The organism is Haloplanus sp. GCM10025708 (genome assembly GCF_042663985.1).
GTDB classification, from domain to species: domain Archaea; phylum Halobacteriota; class Halobacteria; order Halobacteriales; family Haloferacaceae; genus Salinirarus; species Salinirarus marinus.
The window spans coordinates 532,635-550,913 of sequence record NZ_JBHSZA010000011.1; the positions used below are offsets into that span (position 1 = coordinate 532,635).

Consider the following 18,279-nt stretch of genomic DNA (forward strand, 5'->3'; position numbering starts at 1 on the left):
GCCGACGCGAAACTCCCCCGTGGACGAACTCGTGGTCAGCACCGTCGTCTGCCTCCCGCCCGACGAGGTGTACGACTTCCTCACGGAGTTCCCGCGCTACGCCGACTACTCGGAGCATCTCCGCGAGGTGCACGCCCACGGCGACGGGTCGCCCGGGACGCGCTACGATCTGGAGTTCGCGTGGTGGAAACTGACCTACACCGCTCGCTCCGAGGTCACGGCGACGTCGCCGCCGACCCGCATCGACTGGCGGTTGGTCGACGGCCTCGACGCGGGCGGGCGCTGGCGGATCGACCCGCTCGACGACGTCCCGCCGGAGGTCCCCGACGACGCGGGGGCGGCCTCTCGCGTCTTCCTCGAAGTCGAGTACGACCCCGACTCGGTGGGCACCGGCACCGTCGACCTCCCTCGGTTCGTCTCGCTCGACCGGGTGGTCTCGAAAGTCCGTCCGCTCGTCCGCTCCGAGGCCGAACGCGTCGTCTCGCGCGTCGTCACGGACCTCGAAGGCCGATCACGGGACGTCGCCCTTCGGATCCACCGCACGCCGGACTGATCGGGAAGCGAAATGATGATACGTCCGTCGGGGCGAACGTCGACCATGAATCGGGGAGGTGGCCCGCCGTGCGGATAGTCATCGTCGGTGCCGGACAGGTCGGGTCGAGTATCGCGGCCGACCTCGACGACACGCACGACGTCGTCGTCGTCGACCGCGACGCCGAACGCGTCGAGGAGATGACCTACTCGCTCGACGTCCTGGCCGTCGAAGGCGACGGCACCTCGCTCTCGACGCTCGAACGCGCCGAGGTGGAGAAGGCGGACATGGTCATCGCCAGCACCGACGACGACGAGACGAACATCGTGGTCTGCTCGACGGCCAAGGCCGTCAGTTCGGCGTTCACCGTCGCCCGAGTGAAAAACATCGAGTACCTCCGCACGTGGCGCCGCTCCGAGCCCGCTCTCGGCGTGGATTTCATGGTCTGTACCAACCTCCTCGCGGCGGAGTCCATCGTCCGCGTCGTCGGCCTGCCCGCCGCGCGCGACGTCGACCCCTTCGCCGACGGACAAGTCCAGATGGCGGAGCTGGAGATTCCCGAGGGGAGCCCCGTGGCCGACCAGACGGTGATGGAGGCCGACCGCTTCGAATCGCTCACGTTCGCGGCCATCCTCCGCAACGGCGACGTCGAGATCGCGCGCGGGGGCACGGTCATCCGGGCCGGCGACCGGGTCGTCGTCATCGGGACGCCCGAGAGCGTCCAGAAGTTCGCCACCTCCCTCGCGCCGGACGAACCGCCGGGGACCGCCGAGGAAGTCGTCATCGTCGGCGGGAGCGAGATCGGCTACCACGTCGCTCGGCTGCTGGGCGAACGCGGCTTTCGCCCCCGTCTCATCGAGCAGGACCCGGACCGCGCCCGGCGACTCGCGGAGGACCTGCCGAACACTGTCGTCCTGGAGAGCGACGCCACCGACATCGACTTCCTCGAACGCGAACACGTCGGCGACGCGGATCTGCTGGTGGCCGCCCTCGACTCCGACGAGAAGAACCTCCTCGTCTCGCTGCTCGCGCGTCGACTCGGCGTCGAACGGACCGTCGCGATCATCGACACCGCCGCCTACGTCGAACTGTTCGAGACCGTCGGCGTCGACATCGGCGTCAATCCACGGGAAGTCGTCGCCGAGGAGATCACCCGGTTCACCCGCGAGGGCGGGGCCGAGAACGTCGCCCTCATCGAAACCGACCGGGCGGAGGTGCTCGAAATCGAGATCGACGAGGCGTCGGTCCTCGCCGACCGATCCATCGAGGAGTCCGTGGCGAATCTCCCCGACGGCGTCGTCATCGGTGCGATCATCCGCGACCGTGAGTTCGTCACGCCGCGGGGGACACGCAGATCGAACCCGGCGACCACGTCGTCGTCTTCGTCGACGCCGACGCCGTCGACGAAGTCACGCCGGCCCTGTAGGTCGCGTTCGGGCGGGATAGTTCAGTAGTTTAATGCGCGTGACCCACGAGTTCGAACCGTTGCCGTGATGAACTTCCGCGTGGACTACCGTGCGAGTCTCAGCCTCGTCGGGACGGTCCTCAAGTATCTCTCCGTTCCGCTCGTGTTCCCCCTCGCTGTCTCCGTGTTCTACGGCGAGACGATAGCGCCGTTTCTCGTCACGATCGCCGTGACGCTGGTGCTGGGTCGAGCGCTGGAGTCGCTGCGTCCCGTTCCGGACATCCGCACCCGGGAGGGCTTTCTGATGGTCGCCGTCACGTGGCTCGCCGTCGGACACGTCGGCGCGATCCCGTATCTCGTCGAGGCCCACGGCGTGCCGCTGCTCGCCGCGCCCGTCGCCCCGACGTCGACGCTCGCCAACCCCGCGAACGCCCTCTTCGAGAGCATGAGCGGGTTCACCACCACCGGCGCGACGGTGCTTGGCTCGATCTCCGTGGAGACGCACACCCGCGGCGTCATGCTCTGGCGACAGCTCACCCAGTGGCTCGGCGGGATGGGGATCGTCGTCCTCGCGGTGGCGATCCTCCCCGAACTCTCGGTCGGCGGTGCGCAACTGATGGACGCCGAAGCGCCGGGCCCCGGGATCGAGAAACTGACGCCGCGCATCGCCGAGACGGCGCGCGCGCTCTGGGGGCCTACCTCGGCTTCACCGTCCTCCAGATACTCCTGCTCTACGGCCTCCACCTCACCGGTCACGCCGACGCGATGACGTTCTACAACGCCGTCTCGCACGCGCTGACGACGATGCCGACCGGGGGATTCTCGCCCGAGGCGCGGAGCATCGAGGCCTTCTCCGCGGCCGTCCAGTGGGTCGTCATCCCCTTCATGGTCGCCGCCGGGACCAACTTCGCGCTGTTCTGGCACGTCCTCACCGGTGAGCCGGAACATCTCGTCCGCGACTCCGAGTTCCGCTTCTACGTCGGGGTGATGGGCGCGATAACCGCCGTGCTCGCGGTACTGTTGTTCGTCGGCGGTGGCCTCCTGACGCAGGCCCCGACCGGCGGAACCTTCGACGCCGCCTACCTCTCGGGCGTCCGCGAAGCCGTCGTCGCCGGTGTCGAACCGTCGCTCCGACACGCCGCCTTCCAGGCGGTCTCCATCATGACGACGACCGGGTACGCGAGCATGGATTTCAACGCCTGGAGCGCGCCGGCGCAGTATCTCCTCCTTTTCGTCATGTTCGTCGGCGGCTCCGCGGGGTCGACCGGCGGTGCGATCAAGGTCGTCCGCTGGTACGTCATCCTCAAATCCATCCGCCGGGAGCTGTTTACGACCGCTCGCCCCGAAGCGGTTCGCCCCGTCAGACTCGGCGGCCGCGCCATCGACGAACGCGCGATCCGGGGCATCTACGCCTTCACCGTGCTCTATCTGCTCATCTTCGTCGTCGCCGTCGTCGTCCTGTTCACGGACGCCCTCCGCACCGGCCTCTCGCTGTCGGTACTGGAGGCGATGAGCACCGCCGCGGCGACGCTTGGCAACGTCGGCCCCGGATTCGGCCTCGTCGGGCCGATGGGGAGCTACCTCGACTTCTCGAACGCCGCGAAACTGTTCCTGATCTGTCTGATGTGGGTCGGTCGGCTCGAAATCCTCCCGGTGCTCGTCCTGTTGACGCCGGAGTACTGGCGCGGGTGAGGCCTCAGAGCCGGGGTTCGAGGCCGTAGAGCATCGACCGGACGAACGCGAGGACGGGGATGATCTCGAGGCGGCCGATCCACATGTTGAGGACGAACATCGCTTCGATCAGCGGCGACATGGTGGGGCCGGTGATGCCCGTCGAGAGCCCGACGTTGCCCTGGGCGCTCGCCACCTCGAAGAGGGCGTCGGCGTAGGTGAACGACGGCCCGGCGACGTTGACGACGACGAGACTGCTCACCGCGAGCAGGCCGAGCCAGAGCAACGAGACGATGGACGCCTCGCTGAACTCGCGTTCCATCGTCTCCCGGTCGAGTCGCCGTCCGCCCATCTCGACGCTGATGACGGCGGTGGCTGGGAGGAACACCCGCGAGAACTGCCAGCGGATGCCGCGGCCGATGGTGTACGCGCGGATGATCTTGATGCCGCCGACGGTGCTCCCGGCCGCCCCGCCGACGACCATCGCGCCCGAGACGACGAGTTTCCCGCCCGCGGTCCACCGTCCGATGGGTGCGGACTGAAAGCCCGTACACGAGAGCGCGCTGACGAACTGGAACGTCGAATCGCGGAGCGCGTCCGTCTGGGCGTTCGAGAACCCGACGGCCGACAGGCCGAGCCAGTCGGTGCCCGTGGCGAAGGCGTCGGTGGCGACGTCGACCGTCGCGGCGTTCTGCACCGAGAGGACCACGACGCCGGCGGCGAACAGCACGAACAGCCAGCGCGTCTGGAGGTCGGAGACGAGTTCCCGGACGTTCCGGTCGTACAGGACGGCGTAGTGAACGGGGAACGCGATGGCTCCGAGCGCCATCACCGGCAGGAGGACGCCCTCGACGAGGGGCGAGCCGTAGGTCGCGATGGAGTCGTCGGTGACGCTGAACCCGCCGGTCGAGAGGCCCGTCATGGCGTGGTTGAGCGCCTGCCACCCCTGTTCCCAGAGCGGGAGGGTCGCCCCGTAGTCGCTCGTGTGGATGGCCGCGAACAGGGCGACGACGGCGACGACGGTGTAGAGCAGGAAGATGCGCCAGACGGTGTGGACCGTCGAGACGACGCTGGGGTGGATCTTCTCCTCTCGCGCCTCGCTCCGGTAGAGGGCGTAGCTCCCGCTCCCCGGCCGAGCGAGGATGGACACCGTGAGGACGATGACGCCCACGCCGCCGACCCACTGGATGAGCGAGCGCCACCACTGGAGCGTCCGCGGCAGCGACGGTTCGTGGACGGCCATCGTCAGCCCGCTGCCGGTCCAGCCGCTCATGCTCTCGAAGAGGGCGTGTAACGGATCGCGGAAGTATCGGAGGCTCGAGGCGTACTCCGCGCCGGCGGGGACGAAGCCCGCCGCGGCGGCCGGCGGCGTCAGGTGTGCCGTCAACAGGAACGGCAGCGACCCGAAGACGGCGGTGGCGAACCACCCGCCGGCGGCAATTATCATCCCGTGTTTCATCACCGGGTCCGGGGCGTCGGCGAAGCCGCGTCGCGCACCGAGACCGACGCCGGCGGTGAGGAGGCCGGCGAGCGCGAACGTCCCCGCGGCGTACCACTCGCGGAAGGCGAACGCGACGACGACCGAGAGCCCCATCAGGCCGGCCTGCATCGCCAGCAACGACCCGACGTCACGTGCGATGGTCGCGAGGTCGGACGGCACGCCCGAGACGGTCCGACGCCGCGGCATCAGCGGTCCTCGAAGTGGCCGAATACGTCCGTCACGTCCGGCGTCGCCCCGCGCTCGGAGTAGACCGTCAGCAGGTCACCGGCGCGGATCTCGGTGTCACCGCGCGGCGTCACCGGGTTCGCCTCGCCCTCGCGTTCGACGGCGACGATGAAGATGTCGTCGGGGAGCAACTCCTCTCGTACCGCCGTCTGAATCGTCTTCCCGACCACGTCGGCGTCTTCGGCGACCTCGATTTCGAACACTTCGGCCGTCTCGCCGATGCGCATGTAGTCGACGATCGAGGGGCGTTTGACGGCGCGATAGAGATACTCGGCGATGAGACGCTGGGGGTTCTCCATCGTGTTCACGCCGATCTGCCGGAAGATGTCCATGTGGTCGGGGTTGTGGACCACCGAGACGATGTCGGGCACCTCCAGCTCCTGCCCGAGGAGACAGACCATGATGTTCGTCGCGTCCTGGTCGGTCGTCGAGATGAGGGCGTCGGCCCGGTCGGCCCCGGCGTCGACGAGCGTCTCCTTCGACGTCGCGTCGTCGTTGATGACGAGGCAGTCGTAGTTGGCGGCGACGTCGTCGGCTTTCGCCTCGTCGCGTTCGATGACGACCACCTCGTTGCCGCCCGTCGTCGCGATCTCGGTCAGGGGCGTCCCGATGTCGCCCGCACCGACGATGACGATGTACATTCGTCGTAGGCTGGGTCCGGCGGTGACGAAAAGATACCGCCTCTAATCGAACCGCTCGATCGAGAAGGGCGCGAGATCCGACGACGGCGACACGCCCCGGATCGCCTCGGCGACGATTTTACCGCTGTAGGGGCCGATCGTCAGCCCCGTGGGGCCGTGTCCGGTCGCCAGATACGCGCCCTCGACGTCGGGAACGCCACCGAGGACGGGGACGCCGTCGGCCGAGAGGGCGCAGGCCGACCCGCAGATCGGCGAGCGTGGCGTCGTCGACGCCGGGCGCGACTCTGAGCGCCTCGTCGAGGACCTCGCGGACGCCGGCGGCGGTGAGGCGCGCGTCGAAGCCGCTTTCGGTCTCTCGCGTCGCGCCGACGATGAGCCGACCGTCCAGTTGGGGGACGATGTAGTGGTCACGGAACGCCGTCACGATGGGCCAGTTCGCCGTGTCGGCGTCGACCGAGAGGTGCGCTATCTGCCCGCGCTGTGGGTCGACCGGGACGTCGACGCCCAGCTGCGAGGCGAACGCGGACGACCACGCCCCGCCGGCGATGACGACGTTTTCCGTCTCGTAGACCGTCGTCCCGTCGTCGCCGCGAACGACGACGCCCGTGACCCCGCCGGCGTCGGTACGGATCTCCTCGGCGTCGGCGCGTTCGACCTGGAGGCCGTGGGTCGTCGCGGCGCGATACAGTGCGTCGGTGAACGCCTGCCCGTCGAGTCGCGCGGCGTCCGTGTACCGGAACGCCCGCCGAACGTCGCCGAGCGCCGGACAGGCGTCCGTCGCTTCCGACGGAGAGAGCTCTTCGAGGGTCCCCTCGGCCGGCGTGCCGAGGCGGTCCTGCCGGTCGCGGATCTCTTCGACTTTCGCCTCGAACGGCGCGAGTTCGTCGTCGTCGATGGCGACCGTGAGCAGGTCACAGTGGCCGTAGCCCGTCTCGACGCCCGCTTCCTCGCGGAGGCGTGCGTCGAGCGCGTCGTAATACCGTGCCGCGTCCGCGCCGAGTTCGAACCACGAGTCCGGATAGTCGTGAGCGACCGTCGCGGGCGAGACGACGCCCGCGCCGGCCGACGTCGCTCGTCCGTCGTCCTTGCGGTCGACGAGAAGCGTGTCGACGTCTTCGCGTGCGAGGTGATAGGCCGTAGAGGTGCCAACGATACCGCCGCCGACGACAATACAGTCGTACATGCGTGGGCCATCTCAGCGGGGGATAAAACGTTCACTCCCGCCGGCCGGGAGTTCGTTCGGCGGCGCTGATCGCCCGGACGGCCGGGGCGCTCACTCGGCGGCGCTGGCCGCCCGGACGATCGTCGCCTCGCCGAACTTCGGGCCGACGAGCTGGAGGCCGACCGGGAGGCCGTCGACGTCGCCCGCCGGCACGGAGACGGCGGGGAGGTTCGCGAGGTTGACGGGGACGGTGTTGGCGTCGGCGAGGTACATCTGCAGGGGGTCGTCTAAGCTCTCGCCGAGTTCGAACGGCGGGACGGGCATCGTCGGCGAGGCGAGGACGTCGGCCTCCGAGAAGGCGTCGTCGAAGTCCCGCTTGATCCACTCGCGGGCGTCCTGGGCCTTCGCGTAGTACTTGTCGTGATAGCCCGCCGAGAGGGCGTACGTGCCGAGGAGGACGCGCCGTTTGACCTCCGCGCCGAACCCCTCCTCGCGGGAACGGGCGAACGACTCGTTCCAGTTGCCCTCGTAGCCACCGGAGACGCCGTAGCGGACGCCGTCGAAGCGAGCGAGGTTCGACGACGCCTCCGACATGGCGATGACGTAGTACGCCTGGACCGCGTGTTCGACCGAGGGGAGGTTGACCTCGTGGTAGGTCGCGCCCTGCGACTCCAGGTCGGCGACGACGTCCCAGAACGCGTCGAGGACGCCGTCGTCCGCGCCGTCGAGGAGTTCGGTGGGAACGCCGATGGAGAGGCCGTCGACGTCGCCGTCCGCGGCGTCGGCGTACGACGACTCACGTTCCACCTCGCGAGTCGTCGCGTCCCGTTTGTCGGGGCCGGCGAGGACGTCCAGCAGTTCGGCCGCGCCCTCGACGGTCGGCGCGATGGGGCCGATCTGTTCGAGGCTGTTCGCGTAGGCGACGAGGCCGTAGCGCGAGACGAGGCCGTAGGTGGGTTTGATGCCGACGACGCCACAGAAGGCGGCGGGACAGCGGATGGAGCCGCCGGTGTCGGTGCCGAGGGCCAGGTCGGCCTGCCCGTCGGCGACGGCGGCCGCACTCCCGCCGGAGGATCCGCCGGGGACCCGCGATTCGTCGACCGGGTTCTTCGTCGGCCCGAACGCGGACGTCTCGGTGGTCGTGCCCATGCCGAACTCGTCCATGTTGGTCTTGCCGACGACGGTCGCGCCTGCCTCCTTCAGGCGCTCGACGACCGTGGCGTCGTACGGCGGGACGTACTCCTCGAGCATCTCGGAACCACAGGTGGTGCGGACGCCCTCGGTGCTGATGTTGTCCTTGACGGCGACGGTCCGCCCGGCGAGGGGGCCCTCGTCCGCGCCGTCGATCGTCTCCTCGGTGATGAACGCGTTGAGGCTCATGACACCCGCGGTCCTTTGAAGTAGCCGTCCTCGGTTTCGGGAGCGTTCCGGAGGGCTTCCTCCTGTGTGAGACCCTCTCGTACCTCGTCGGGGCGCATGACGTTCACGAGGTCGGTCTCGGACTCGACTTCGGGCACCTCGTCGAGGGCGTCGAAGTAGTCGAGGATGTCGGCGAACTGCGCGGCGAACTCCTCGAGTTCGGACTCGTCGAGGTCGACCCGCGCGAGGTCGGCGACGTGACGCACTTCCTCGGCGTCTACGGGCGTCTCGCTCATATGTGAGGCCAGCCCCGGACCGGCACTAAGGGTTTCGATTGGGTGACTCCGCCGGAGTCGGAAATCCCGAACTGTCGTTGTCGAATCGGAAACTGTCGTTCTTGCTCCGTCAGATATAAGTTCGTCGGCGTCGAAAGGTTTATCGAACCAGAGAGTCATCGCGGTTTTTCTCTCACCATCCAAACCAATGACTGAAAGTGTACGCGACCGGTCGACCGAGCGTACTCGCGCGCTCGAAGAGGAAGACGAGACAGCCGAGGGCGAAACGCTCCGATGTCCGGAGTGTGGCGGCCACCTCGCTACCGACACGGAACACGGCGAGACGGTCTGTACCGAGTGTGGTCTCGTCGTCGAGGAGGACGAGATCGACCGCGGCCCCGAGTGGCGCGCGTTCGACTCCAAGGAGAAAGACGAGAAGTCCCGCGTCGGCGCGCCGACGACCCAGATGATGCACGACAAGGGGCTGTCGACCAACATCGGCTGGCAGGACAAGGACGCCTACGGGAAGACGCTCTCCTCGCGCCAGCGGGAGAAGATGCAACGCCTGCGCACCTGGAACGAGCGGTTCCGGACCCGCGACTCGAAAGAGCGCAACCTGAAGCAGGCGCTCGGCGAGATCGACCGGATGGCCTCCGCGCTCGGCCTCCCCGAGAACGTCCGCGAGACCGCGAGCGTCATCTACCGCCGCGCGCTCGCCGACGACCTGCTCCCCGGCCGGTCGATCGAGGGCGTCTCGACGGCCGCCCTCTACGCGTCCGCCCGACAGGCCGGTACGCCGCGTTCGCTCGACGAGATCGCGAACGTCTCCCGCGTCGACAAGGACGAAATCGCCCGCACCTACCGCTACATCGTCCGCGAACTCGGCCTCGAAATCAAGCCCGCCGACCCCGAGCAGTACGTCCCGCGGTTCGCCTCCGAACTCGACCTCTCCGACGAGGCGGAGCGGCGCGCCCGCAAACTGCTGAAGACGGCCAAAGAGCAGGGCGTCCACAGCGGCAAGAGCCCCGTCGGCCTCGCCGCCGCGGCCGTCTACGCCGCCGCCCTCCTCACCAACGAGAAAGTCACCCAGAGCGAGGTCTCCGAGGTGGCCAACATCTCCGAAGTCACCATCCGCAACCGCTACCACGAACTCCTCGAAGCCGAAGAGCAGGTCCAGTTGCCCTGATCCGCTGCCGGTCAGTCTCCGGGACGGCGCGGTTCGGGCGACCGCCGCGCCACTCCGCAACGCCGAAGCCACCGCGTCGCCTCTCGTCGCTATGGAGACGACGCGACACGTCACCGCCACGGCGTACATCGTCAACGAGGGAGCGACTGCTCTCCACGCCCACCGGCGACTCGGCCTCCGGCTCCCGCCGGGCGGCCACCTCGACCGGGACGAACTCCCGCACGAGGCGGCGATTCGCGAGGTGCGAGAGGAGACCGGCCTCGATCCGACGCTGCTGACCGACTTCGACGACGTTCGCTCGCCGACGGTCCGCGCCATCCCGCGCCCCCGACATCTCCTCCTCGAAGATGTCAACGTCCACGGCGGACACGTCGGCCACCAGCACGTCGATCACATCTTCTACGCCACGGTCGACTCCCGCGACGTCGACCCCGCGGACGGAGAGGAGAGCGCGGACGCGTGGCGCTGGTACGAGCCGTCGGATCTCCGCGGGAGCGACCTGGATCCGGACGTCGTCCGCCTCGGACTGGAGGCGATCGACGTCGCCGGCGAGTGATCACTCGGCCAGCGAACGGACGTACTGTCCGACGTGGTCGTCCATCCGGCGTTTGAAGCCCGCCCGGCGCGCGAGGCGGTCGAGTTCGCGGGCGACGAGGCTCCCGTACTGGACGGCCTTCTTGTCGGCGTCGACGACGGCGTCGGGGAGCCAGCCGTCGGCCGCCCGACGCAGGGCGATTTTCCGCTCGCCAACGTCGGCGAGCAGGCGGCCGGGAAGGGGAGCGCCGCCCGCACGACCCGGTCGTGGAGCAACGGCGCGACGGGGTCGACGCCGGCGGCCCGGAGGGCGAGGACGTCGCGTTCGAGCTGGGCGGGGAGCGTCTCAACGCATTCCCGGACGGCTCCGCGGACGGTGTCGGCCCCGACGCGGGGGTCGTCGCCGGGGGCGGCGACTTTGTCGTATCCGCCAAACAGTTCGTCCGCGCCCTGCCCGACGGCGAGTCGGTCGTAGCCGTCGGCGGCGGCCGCTTCGGCGGCGAGATAGAGCGGGAGCGCGATCTGGACGTCCATCGCGTTCGTGCGCCCCGTGGCCCGGACGAGTTCGGGGACGGCGCGTTCGAGGTCGGCGTGGTCGAGTTCGACCACGCGCAGGTCTCGGTTCATCGCCTCGGCCGCGGCGCGCGCCGCCTCGACGTCGTGTGCACCGGGGAAGCCGACGACGTAACACGGCGCGTCGGGGACGCCCGCCGCGACGACGGCGGAGTCGACGCCGCCGGAGAAGGCGACGGCCAGGTCGTCGGCGGCGACGTCCCCGACGCTGGTCTCGACGGCGTCGCGGACGGCGTCGAGGGCCGTCTCGGCGTCGCGCGGGGCCGGCTCCGGGAGCGTCCAGACGCGTTCGTCGCCGGCGGCGGTGCGGACCGTGCCTGCTGGCACGCGGCGCGGCGACTCCAGTGCCGTGGGCTCGAAACTCCATCGCGACGGATCGTCGGCGTCGGAGAAAAGCGGGTGGCGGCCGAGGACGTCGCGGACGAGGCGGCCATCGAGTTCGCCGGCGAAGCCGGCGGTCCCGGGCAACGGGTCGGCGTCGGAGAGCGCCCGCCGGACCGTCTCGGTCGCGGTGCCGCGAATCACAGCAGGTTCCCGAAGCCGCGTTTGAGCCGGCGTTTCGCGCCGCCGGCGGCCTGACGGAAACTGATGTGCCACGGCGTTCGCGTACCGACGACGCTCGTCCGGCCGTCGAGGATGGCCTCCAGGATGCCGGCGGCCGTCCGCGTTTCGACGTCGACTTCCGTGATCGCCTGTCCGACCATCTCGCTGATGTGCGCGTCGCTCCCGGCGGTCATGGGGAGGCCGCGTTCGACGGCGAAGCGCTCGGCCTTGCGGTTGGCGAGGCCGGTGAGGAGGCGCGAGTTGTACACCTCGATGGCGTCCGCCTCGGCGAGTTCGTCTCGGGAGACGCGCGCGCCGACGCCGTGGCGCGAGGACTGGAACGGGTGGGGCACGACGGCGACGCCGCCCTGGTCGTGGATCCGATCGAGGGTCTCGCCGAACGGGAGTCCGGCGGGCACCGCCTCGCGGACGCCGAGGGCGAGGACGTGCCCGGCGGCACACGTCACCTCCATCCCCGGGATGCCGACGAGGTCGTACTCCGGGGCGAGATCGACCGCCTCCAGACTGGCGTCGATTTCGTCGTGATCCGTAACGGCGACGGCGTCGAGTCCGATCGCTGCGGCCTGCTCCAGCAGCATATCCACCGGATCCCGGCCGTCGTGGGAGAGCGACGAGTGCGTGTGCAACTCGACCGATAACACGGGCTTCTATTCGTGTGGTGCGTAAAAAAGGCCCCCGGTCTGGGCTCGCCCGATCCCCGATCGATTGTATCCACGTCCGTGCGCATAGAAAGACATTACATCCGTGGTTATGAACACAGGGATGGATGAGCCTCCCGACTCGGATCACGACGTCATCGTCTCCGAACTCGGCCGCGACCCGACGGCCGCCGAGGCGGCCCTGTTCGAGAATCTCTGGTCCGAACACTGCGCCTACCGATCGTCCCGGCCGCTGCTCTCGGCGTTCGACTCGGAGTCGCCCGACGTCGTCGTCGGCCCCGGCGACGACGCCGCCGTCGTCGCCCTCGACGACGAGACGTACGTCACGATGGGTATCGAGAGCCACAACCACCCCTCGTACGTCGACCCGTACGACGGCGCGGCGACGGGCGTCGGCGGCATCGTCCGCGACACCTTGTCGATGGGCGCGTACCCCATCGCGCTCGCCGACTCCCTCTACTTCGGCTCCTTCGACCGCGAGCACTCCCGATATCTCTTCGAAGGCGTCGTCGAGGGCATCGCCGACTACGGCAACTCCATCGGCGTGCCGACGGTGGCGGGGAGCGTCGACTTCCACCCCGACTACGAGGGGAATCCGCTGGTGAACGTCGCCTGCGTCGGCCTCGTCACCGACGACCGACTGGTGACCGCCGAAGCGAAGCGTGCAGGCAACAAACTCGTCCTCGTGGGCAACGCGACGGGCCGCGACGGCCTCGGCGGGGCCTCCTTCGCGAGCGAGGACCTGAGCGAAGACGCCGAGACCGAGGACCGCCCCGCGGTGCAGGTGGGCGACCCCTACACGGAGAAACTCCTCATCGAGGCCAACGAGGCGTTGATCGACGAGGATCTGATTCGGTCGGCTCGCGATCTCGGGGCGGCGGGCCTCGGCGGCGCGTCGAGCGAACTCGTCGCCAAGGGCGGCTTCGGCGCGCGCATCGAACTCGACCGGGTCCACCAGCGCGAACCCGATATGAACGCGCTGGAGATCCTGCTGGCCGAGTCCCAAGAGCGGATGTGTTACGAGGTGCGCCCGGCCGACGTCGACCGCGTCGAGGCGATCGCCGAGCGCTTCGACCTCGGCTGTTCGGTCATCGGCGAGGTGGCCGAGGGCAACTACGTCTGTACGTTCGAGGGCGAGACGGTGGTCGACGTGCCCGCCGAGTTCCTCGCGGACGGCGCGCCGATGAACGACCTCGACGCGGTGGAGCCGACACAGACGGAGCGCGACCTGCCGAACGCGGATCTCGGGGAGGCGTTCGAAGCGGTCGCGTCGAGTCCCAACACGGCGAGCAAGCGCTGGGTCTACCGGCAGTACGACCACGAAGTCGGCGTCCGGACGGCGCTTCGCCCGGGCGACGACGCGGCCGTCGTCGCCGTCCGTGAGGCCGAGACGGGCGTCGCCATCTCCGCCGGCGCGAACCCGAACTGGACGACGGCCGCGCCCTACGAGGGGTCGCGCGCCGTCGCCCTGGAGAACGCGACCAACCTCGCGGTCAAGGGGGCCACCCTCTCGCGGCGGTGGACTGTCTCAACGGCGGCAACCCCGAGAAACCCGACGTGTACGGCGGCTTCGAGGCCATCGTCGACGGCCTCGCGGAGATGTGTTCGACGCTCTCGGTCCCCGTCGTCGGCGGCAACGTCTCGCTGTACAACGACTCCGTCGCGGGCCCGATCCCGCCGACGCCGACGCTGGCGATGGTCGGTGCCAAGGACGGCTACGACGCGCCGCCGCTGTCGCTGTCGGGTGGGGAACTCTCCTCCTCGTCGGCGCGGACGGCGACGCCCTCGGCGGGTCCGAATATCTCGCCCAGGTCGGCGGCAGCGACCGGTTCCCGGCGCTCGCCGACGATCCCGCGGCCGTCGTCCGGACGCTCGCGGCCGTCGCGAACTGGGAGTCGACGCTGTCGACGCACGACGTGAGCCACGGCGGTCTCGCGGTGGCGCTGGCGGAGATGGTGACGGCCGAAACGGGCGTGGCGGTCGAATTCGACGACGCCGTGGCGGCGTTCGACGAGACGCCCGGCCGGGCCGTCGTGGAGACGACCGACCCCGAGAGCGTCCGCGAGGCGTTCGAGGGCGTCGCGCCCGTCGAGACGCTCGGCACGCCGACTGACGACGGCGCGCTGTCGCTCACCGTCGGTTCGGAGACGCTGAACTACGCGGCCGAGGAACTCGCGGACCTGCGGTCGGTCATCGAACGCGAACTGGACTGAATCGGCCTGTTCCTCCGGCGGGACGCGCAGACGCCGTAACCGCCGACATCCGGAGTCACTGGATATTTGAACGCGACTCCGATAGAGGCTGTCATGTCGGACGACCACGGTGGCTTCGAACACGTCCGCGACAACGTCGACGGCCACCCGATGGTGAGTCTGCTGGCGTACGCCCGGACGTACTGGGTCCGGTTGACGCTCGGCGTCGGCGCGGCGTTTCTCACGCGGTTCGCCCGACTCATCCCGCCGATCGTCGTCGCGGCGGCGATCGACCGGGCCGTCAGGGCGTCCGGGGACGCGGGGCTGTTGACCGACGTCGGCCTCCTGCCGGCCGGGCAGATAACGGGACAGGCGGCGCGGCTGGCGATCCTCGAACGCCTCGTCGCGATCGCCGTCCTCGCGTATCTCGTCCGGTCGGTCACGCGCTTTGCCTCCCGCTATCTACTGCAGTCGACCGCTCAGAAGGTACAGCGAGACCTCCGCAACGACACCTACGACCACCTCCAGCACCTCTCGATGGACTTCTTCGTCGATCACCAGACCGGCGGGATGATGTCGATTCTCAACAGCGACATCAACCGCCTCGAACAGTTCCTCAACACGGAGTTCCGACAGCTCATCCGCGTCGTCGCCACCGTCGGCGGCATCGCCGTGATCCTGTGGACGTACTCCCCGAAACTCGCCGCGATCGCGCTGGCACCCGTCCCGCTCATCGGGCTCGCGAGCGGGCGGTTTCTCACCTGGATCGAGCCGCGGTACAAGTCCATCCGCGAGACGGTCGCCCGACTGAACACCCGCCTCGAGAACAACCTCGGTGGAGCGGCCGTCATCAAGGCCTTCGACCGCTACGATTTCGAGCGCGAACGGGTCGCGCGACAGAGCGAAGCGTATCACGACGAGAAGATCCACGCCCTGCGCATCCGCCGGGGCTTTTTCGCGACGCTCCGACTGCTCACGGGCGTCGTCTTCGTCCTCGTGTTGTACGTCGGCGGCACGGACATCATCGTCGGGACGCCCGGCGAGAACGGCGTGCTGACGCTCGGCGGATTCGCCCTCTTCTTTCTCCTGCTTCGCCGGCTCTACTCACCGATGCGCCGGGTCGGCAAATCCGCCAACAAATACCAGCTCGCCAAATCCAGCGCCGAGCGGGTGTTCGGGCTTCTCGGCCGCGAACCGACGATCACCAGCCCGACGCCGGCGCGCCGCCCCGAGACGATCGAGGGCGACGTCCGCTTCGAGAACGTGACCTTCGCCTACGGCGACCGCGATCCCGTTCTCCACGACGTCTCGCTCGACGTCCCCGCGGGCACGACGGTCGGCCTCGCCGGTGCGACCGGCGCTGGCAAGTCGACGCTGTTGAAGCTCGTCGCCCGGTTTCACGACGTGGACGAGGGGGCCGTTCGCGTCGACGGCGTCGACGTCCGGGAGTACGACCTGCAGGCGCTGCGCGACGAAATCGCCATCGTCGAGCAGAACCCGTATCTGTTCTCCGGCACGGTCGCGGAAAACGTCGCCTACGGCGATCGCGCCGCCCTCGAAGCCGAGTGGAACGGCGACGCGACGGCGCGCGAACGCGTGAGATCGGCCGCCGAGGCCGCGGAGGCGGACGCCTTCGTTCGCGAACTCCCCGACGGCTACGACACGCAGGTCGGCGAGCGCGGCGTGAAACTCTCCGGCGGCCAGCGCCAGCGACTCGCGATCGCCCGGGCGCTTTTGAACGACCCCGCGATCATCGTCTTCGACGAGGCGACCTCGGACGTGGACACGGAGACCGAGGAACTCATCCAGGAGAGTCTGGACCGACTGGTCGAGGACCGCACCGCGTTCGTCATCGCCCACCGGCTGTCGACGATTCGGGACGCCGACGAGGTCGTCGTGATGGACCGCGGTCGGATCGTCGAACGGGGCACTCACGACGAACTGGTCGAGGCCGGCGGGGCGTACGCCGACCTCTGGAGCGGGCAGGCCGGCGCGGCACCCGGTCCCGCCGACGACTGACCGTCGATGGCGTCGCCGACGGCGGTGACCTCACGCCAGCAGCGGCACGCCGAAGACGACGGCGAGTCCGACGAGCAAGACGACGAACCCGGTGCCGACCTGTCCCATCGTGAACTCCTGCATCGGTGACGTGACGCGCCCGTCCTCGGTTTCGTGGTCGTGATCGTCCATGCGCGGGAGTGCGGCGTACCGATACAAAAAGACACCTGAACTGGGGCGGCCGCGAGTCGTTCCACGGCCGTCGGCGGCGCGAATCGCGTCAGCGCGATTCTGCGAGAACGATGGGTCGACGGGATCGGCCCGGGAGCGTTCGGTGACGTGGCGGTACCGCCACGCGCTGTCACGGCCGCCAGTGGATAGCGTAAACCCCGTCCCCGGTGTAGTGCCGGCATGGACGTCCCCGACCTGACTCTCCGGCGACTCGCCCGGGTAGCCGCGACGCTGGCGGCATTCGCCGGCATACATCACGTGCTGTACCTGCTGGGCGCGTTCGGCCCCGTCTCCTGCTGGGAGGCGCAGTCGGCCAGCGGCACCGCCTCCGCCAACGGTTCCGCAACGACTACCACGCCGACGGTCACCCGCGGGTGCGAATCCGGAATCGACTTCCTGCTCGGGTCGTTCGGACCAGCCGGCGGCGGCAACGCCGGCGTGCTGTTCTCCTGGGCGCTCGTTCTGTCCGTCCTCGTCGCGCTCGGCGTCTACGGGACCTGGACCGAGCGGCGGTACCTCGTCGGTACGACCGTCGTCGCGGGCGCGGCGACCACCGTCGTCGGCGTGTTCAGCATCGGCTGGTTCTTCTTGCTGCCGACGCTGTTCCTGTTCGTCGCGGCGACTGCGCTCACCGTCGAGGCGCGACGAGAGCGGGACTAACGCGGACAGCGACGGCGACACCGCGCCCGGATTGCGCGTATCAGACGACTTTTGACGGCCGACGACGCATCTGGAGGTAGGAAATGGCCCTGACCAAACGCATCATCCCCTGCATCGACGTCGACTTGGACGAGGACGGTGACGCCGCGGTCTACACGGGCGTCAACTTCGAGGACCTGAAGTACACCGGCGACCCGGTGGAGATGGCCCGAGAGTACAACGCCGCAGGGGCCGACGAGTTCGTCTTCCTCGACATCACGGCGAGCGCCGAGGGCCGGGCGACGATGCTCGACACCGTTTCCCGCGTCGCCGACGAGGTGTTCATCCCGCTCACCGTCGGCGGGGGCATCCGCACCCGCGAGGACATCAAGGAGACGCTCCGAGCCGGCGCGGACAAGGTGTCCATCAACACGGCCGCCCTCCAGAACCCCGACCTCGTGAACGAAGGCGCGGCGGCGTTCGGCAGTCAGTGCATCGTGATCAGCGTCGACGCCCGCCGCCGATACGACGAGGCCGGCGAACATTACGCGACGGTGGACGGCGAGTCCTGTTGGTTCGAGTGTACGATCAAAGGCGGCCGCGAAGGCACGGGCGTGGACGTGGTGTCGTGGGCCCGCGAAGTCGAAGACCGCGGCGCGGGCGAACTGTTCGTCAACTCCATCGACGCCGACGGCACCAAAGACGGCTACGACATCCCGTTGACGGCGGCGGTCTGCGACAGCGTCTCGACGCCCGTCATCGCCTCCTCGGGCTGTGGCGGCCCCGAAGACATGTACGAGGTGTTCACCGAGGCGGGTGCGGACGCCGGCCTCGCGGCCTCGATCTTCCACTTCGACGAGTACTCCATCCGCGAGGTGAAGGAGTACCTCGACGAACGGGGCGTTCCCGTTCGGCTCTGAGCGGGGCCGCAG

General features: G+C 69.1%; 12 protein-coding genes and 5 pseudogenes. 9 read left to right on the forward strand and 8 right to left on the reverse strand.

The genetic code is table 11. The features are described from left to right. Positions 1 to 19: 19 nt before the first annotated feature. From ACFQJD_RS05985 to ACFQJD_RS05995, 3 genes and pseudogenes are all read left to right on the forward strand, one after another. Complete coding sequence (locus ACFQJD_RS05985; RefSeq protein ID WP_379796836.1) at positions 20 to 553, forward strand: type II toxin-antitoxin system RatA family toxin; 534 nt, start codon at positions 20 to 22, stop codon at positions 551 to 553. A 68-nt stretch (positions 554 to 621) separates the two neighbouring features. Continuing rightward, a pseudogene (gene trkA / locus ACFQJD_RS05990) lies at positions 622 to 1,958 on the forward strand (Trk system potassium transporter TrkA). Positions 1,959 to 2,025: 67 nt separating this feature from the next. Next, a pseudogene (locus ACFQJD_RS05995) lies at positions 2,026 to 3,629 on the forward strand (TrkH family potassium uptake protein). A 4-nt stretch (positions 3,630 to 3,633) separates the two neighbouring features. Here the strand turns inward: ACFQJD_RS05995 and ACFQJD_RS06000 are convergent. The 5 genes and pseudogenes from ACFQJD_RS06000 to gatC form a co-directional block, all read right to left on the reverse strand. Next, entirely contained in the window at positions 3,634 to 5,295 is a 1,662-nt protein-coding gene (locus tag ACFQJD_RS06000) for a TrkH family potassium uptake protein (protein WP_379796838.1), read from the reverse strand. Continuing rightward, entirely contained in the window at positions 5,295 to 5,975 is a 681-nt protein-coding gene (locus ACFQJD_RS06005) for a potassium channel family protein (protein ID WP_379796840.1), read from the reverse strand. The genes ACFQJD_RS06000 and ACFQJD_RS06005 overlap by 1 nt, the downstream gene beginning before the upstream one ends. Positions 5,976 to 6,017: 42 nt before the next feature. Further along, a pseudogene (locus ACFQJD_RS06010) lies at positions 6,018 to 7,158 on the reverse strand (NAD(P)/FAD-dependent oxidoreductase). 90 nt (positions 7,159 to 7,248) lie between these two features. Then, entirely contained in the window at positions 7,249 to 8,517 is a 1,269-nt protein-coding gene (gatA, locus tag ACFQJD_RS06015; protein WP_379796842.1) for an Asp-tRNA(Asn)/Glu-tRNA(Gln) amidotransferase subunit GatA, read from the reverse strand. Then, positions 8,514 to 8,792 (reverse strand): Asp-tRNA(Asn)/Glu-tRNA(Gln) amidotransferase subunit GatC, encoded by a 279-nt coding sequence (gene gatC / locus ACFQJD_RS06020; protein ID WP_379796844.1) that lies wholly within the window; start codon positions 8,790 to 8,792, stop codon positions 8,514 to 8,516. Before gatC ends, gatA begins: the two co-directional genes overlap by 4 nt. Before the next feature lie 187 nt (positions 8,793 to 8,979). Here gatC and ACFQJD_RS06025 point away from each other — a divergent pair, with 187 nt between their 5' ends. Together ACFQJD_RS06025 and ACFQJD_RS06030 are read left to right on the forward strand one after the other, a co-directional pair. Beyond that, positions 8,980 to 9,957, forward strand: a complete 978-nt coding sequence (locus tag ACFQJD_RS06025; RefSeq protein WP_379796846.1) for a transcription initiation factor IIB — start codon at positions 8,980 to 8,982, stop codon at positions 9,955 to 9,957. Between the two features lie 91 nt (positions 9,958 to 10,048). Further along, complete coding sequence (locus ACFQJD_RS06030) at positions 10,049 to 10,513, forward strand: NUDIX hydrolase (protein ID WP_379796847.1); 465 nt, start codon at positions 10,049 to 10,051, stop codon at positions 10,511 to 10,513. Here the strand turns inward: ACFQJD_RS06030 and ACFQJD_RS06035 are convergent. Both ACFQJD_RS06035 and ACFQJD_RS06040 read right to left on the reverse strand, forming a co-directional pair. Further along, positions 10,514 to 11,586: pseudogene (locus ACFQJD_RS06035) on the reverse strand (asparagine synthase C-terminal domain-containing protein). After that, positions 11,586 to 12,269 (reverse strand): PHP domain-containing protein, encoded by a 684-nt coding sequence (locus ACFQJD_RS06040; protein WP_379796849.1) that lies wholly within the window; start codon positions 12,267 to 12,269, stop codon positions 11,586 to 11,588. Before ACFQJD_RS06040 ends, ACFQJD_RS06035 begins: the two are co-directional and overlap by 1 nt. A gap of 121 nt (positions 12,270 to 12,390) precedes the next feature. Between ACFQJD_RS06040 and purL the strand changes: the two are divergent. Continuing rightward, positions 12,391 to 14,500: pseudogene (gene purL, locus ACFQJD_RS06045) on the forward strand (phosphoribosylformylglycinamidine synthase subunit PurL). Between the two features lie 93 nt (positions 14,501 to 14,593). Further along, entirely contained in the window at positions 14,594 to 16,498 is a 1,905-nt protein-coding gene (locus tag ACFQJD_RS06050) for an ABC transporter ATP-binding protein (protein WP_379796851.1), read from the forward strand. Positions 16,499 to 16,528: 30 nt separating this feature from the next. Here ACFQJD_RS06050 and ACFQJD_RS06055 read toward each other — a convergent pair whose 3' ends face one another. Beyond that, complete coding sequence (locus tag ACFQJD_RS06055) at positions 16,529 to 16,669, reverse strand: DUF7550 family protein (RefSeq protein WP_379796853.1); 141 nt, start codon at positions 16,667 to 16,669, stop codon at positions 16,529 to 16,531. Between the two features lie 219 nt (positions 16,670 to 16,888). On the opposite strand from ACFQJD_RS06055, the gene ACFQJD_RS06060 reads away from it, so the two are divergent. Beyond that, a complete protein-coding gene (locus ACFQJD_RS06060; RefSeq protein ID WP_379796855.1) occupies positions 16,889 to 17,368 on the forward strand; it encodes a hypothetical protein in 480 nt (159 codons plus the stop codon). Positions 17,369 to 17,451: 83 nt separating this feature from the next. Then, on the forward strand, positions 17,452 to 18,267 hold the full coding sequence (gene hisF, locus ACFQJD_RS06065; protein ID WP_379796857.1) for an imidazole glycerol phosphate synthase subunit HisF: 816 nt from the start codon (positions 17,452 to 17,454) through the stop codon (positions 18,265 to 18,267). Positions 18,268 to 18,279 lie beyond the last annotated feature (12 nt).

Bases quoted from the DNA above. Each gene is read 5' to 3' on its own strand.
- ACFQJD_RS06000 (WP_379796838.1), bottom strand. From the start codon at position 5,295: ATGCCGCGGCGTCGGACCGTCTCGGGCGTGCCGTCCGACCTCGCGACC.
- ACFQJD_RS06005 (WP_379796840.1), bottom strand. From the start codon at position 5,975: ATGTACATCGTCATCGTCGGTGCGGGCGACATCGGGACGCCCCTGACC.
- gatA (WP_379796842.1), bottom strand. From the start codon at position 8,517: ATGAGCCTCAACGCGTTCATCACCGAGGAGACGATCGACGGCGCGGAC.
- gatC (WP_379796844.1), bottom strand. From the start codon at position 8,792: ATGAGCGAGACGCCCGTAGACGCCGAGGAAGTGCGTCACGTCGCCGAC.
- ACFQJD_RS06025 (WP_379796846.1), top strand. From the start codon at position 8,980: ATGACTGAAAGTGTACGCGACCGGTCGACCGAGCGTACTCGCGCGCTC.
- ACFQJD_RS06030 (WP_379796847.1), top strand. From the start codon at position 10,049: ATGGAGACGACGCGACACGTCACCGCCACGGCGTACATCGTCAACGAG.
- ACFQJD_RS06050 (WP_379796851.1), top strand. From the start codon at position 14,594: ATGTCGGACGACCACGGTGGCTTCGAACACGTCCGCGACAACGTCGAC.
- ACFQJD_RS06055 (WP_379796853.1), bottom strand. From the start codon at position 16,669: ATGGACGATCACGACCACGAAACCGAGGACGGGCGCGTCACGTCACCG.
- ACFQJD_RS06060 (WP_379796855.1), top strand. From the start codon at position 16,889: ATGGACGTCCCCGACCTGACTCTCCGGCGACTCGCCCGGGTAGCCGCG.
- hisF (WP_379796857.1), top strand. From the start codon at position 17,452: ATGGCCCTGACCAAACGCATCATCCCCTGCATCGACGTCGACTTGGAC.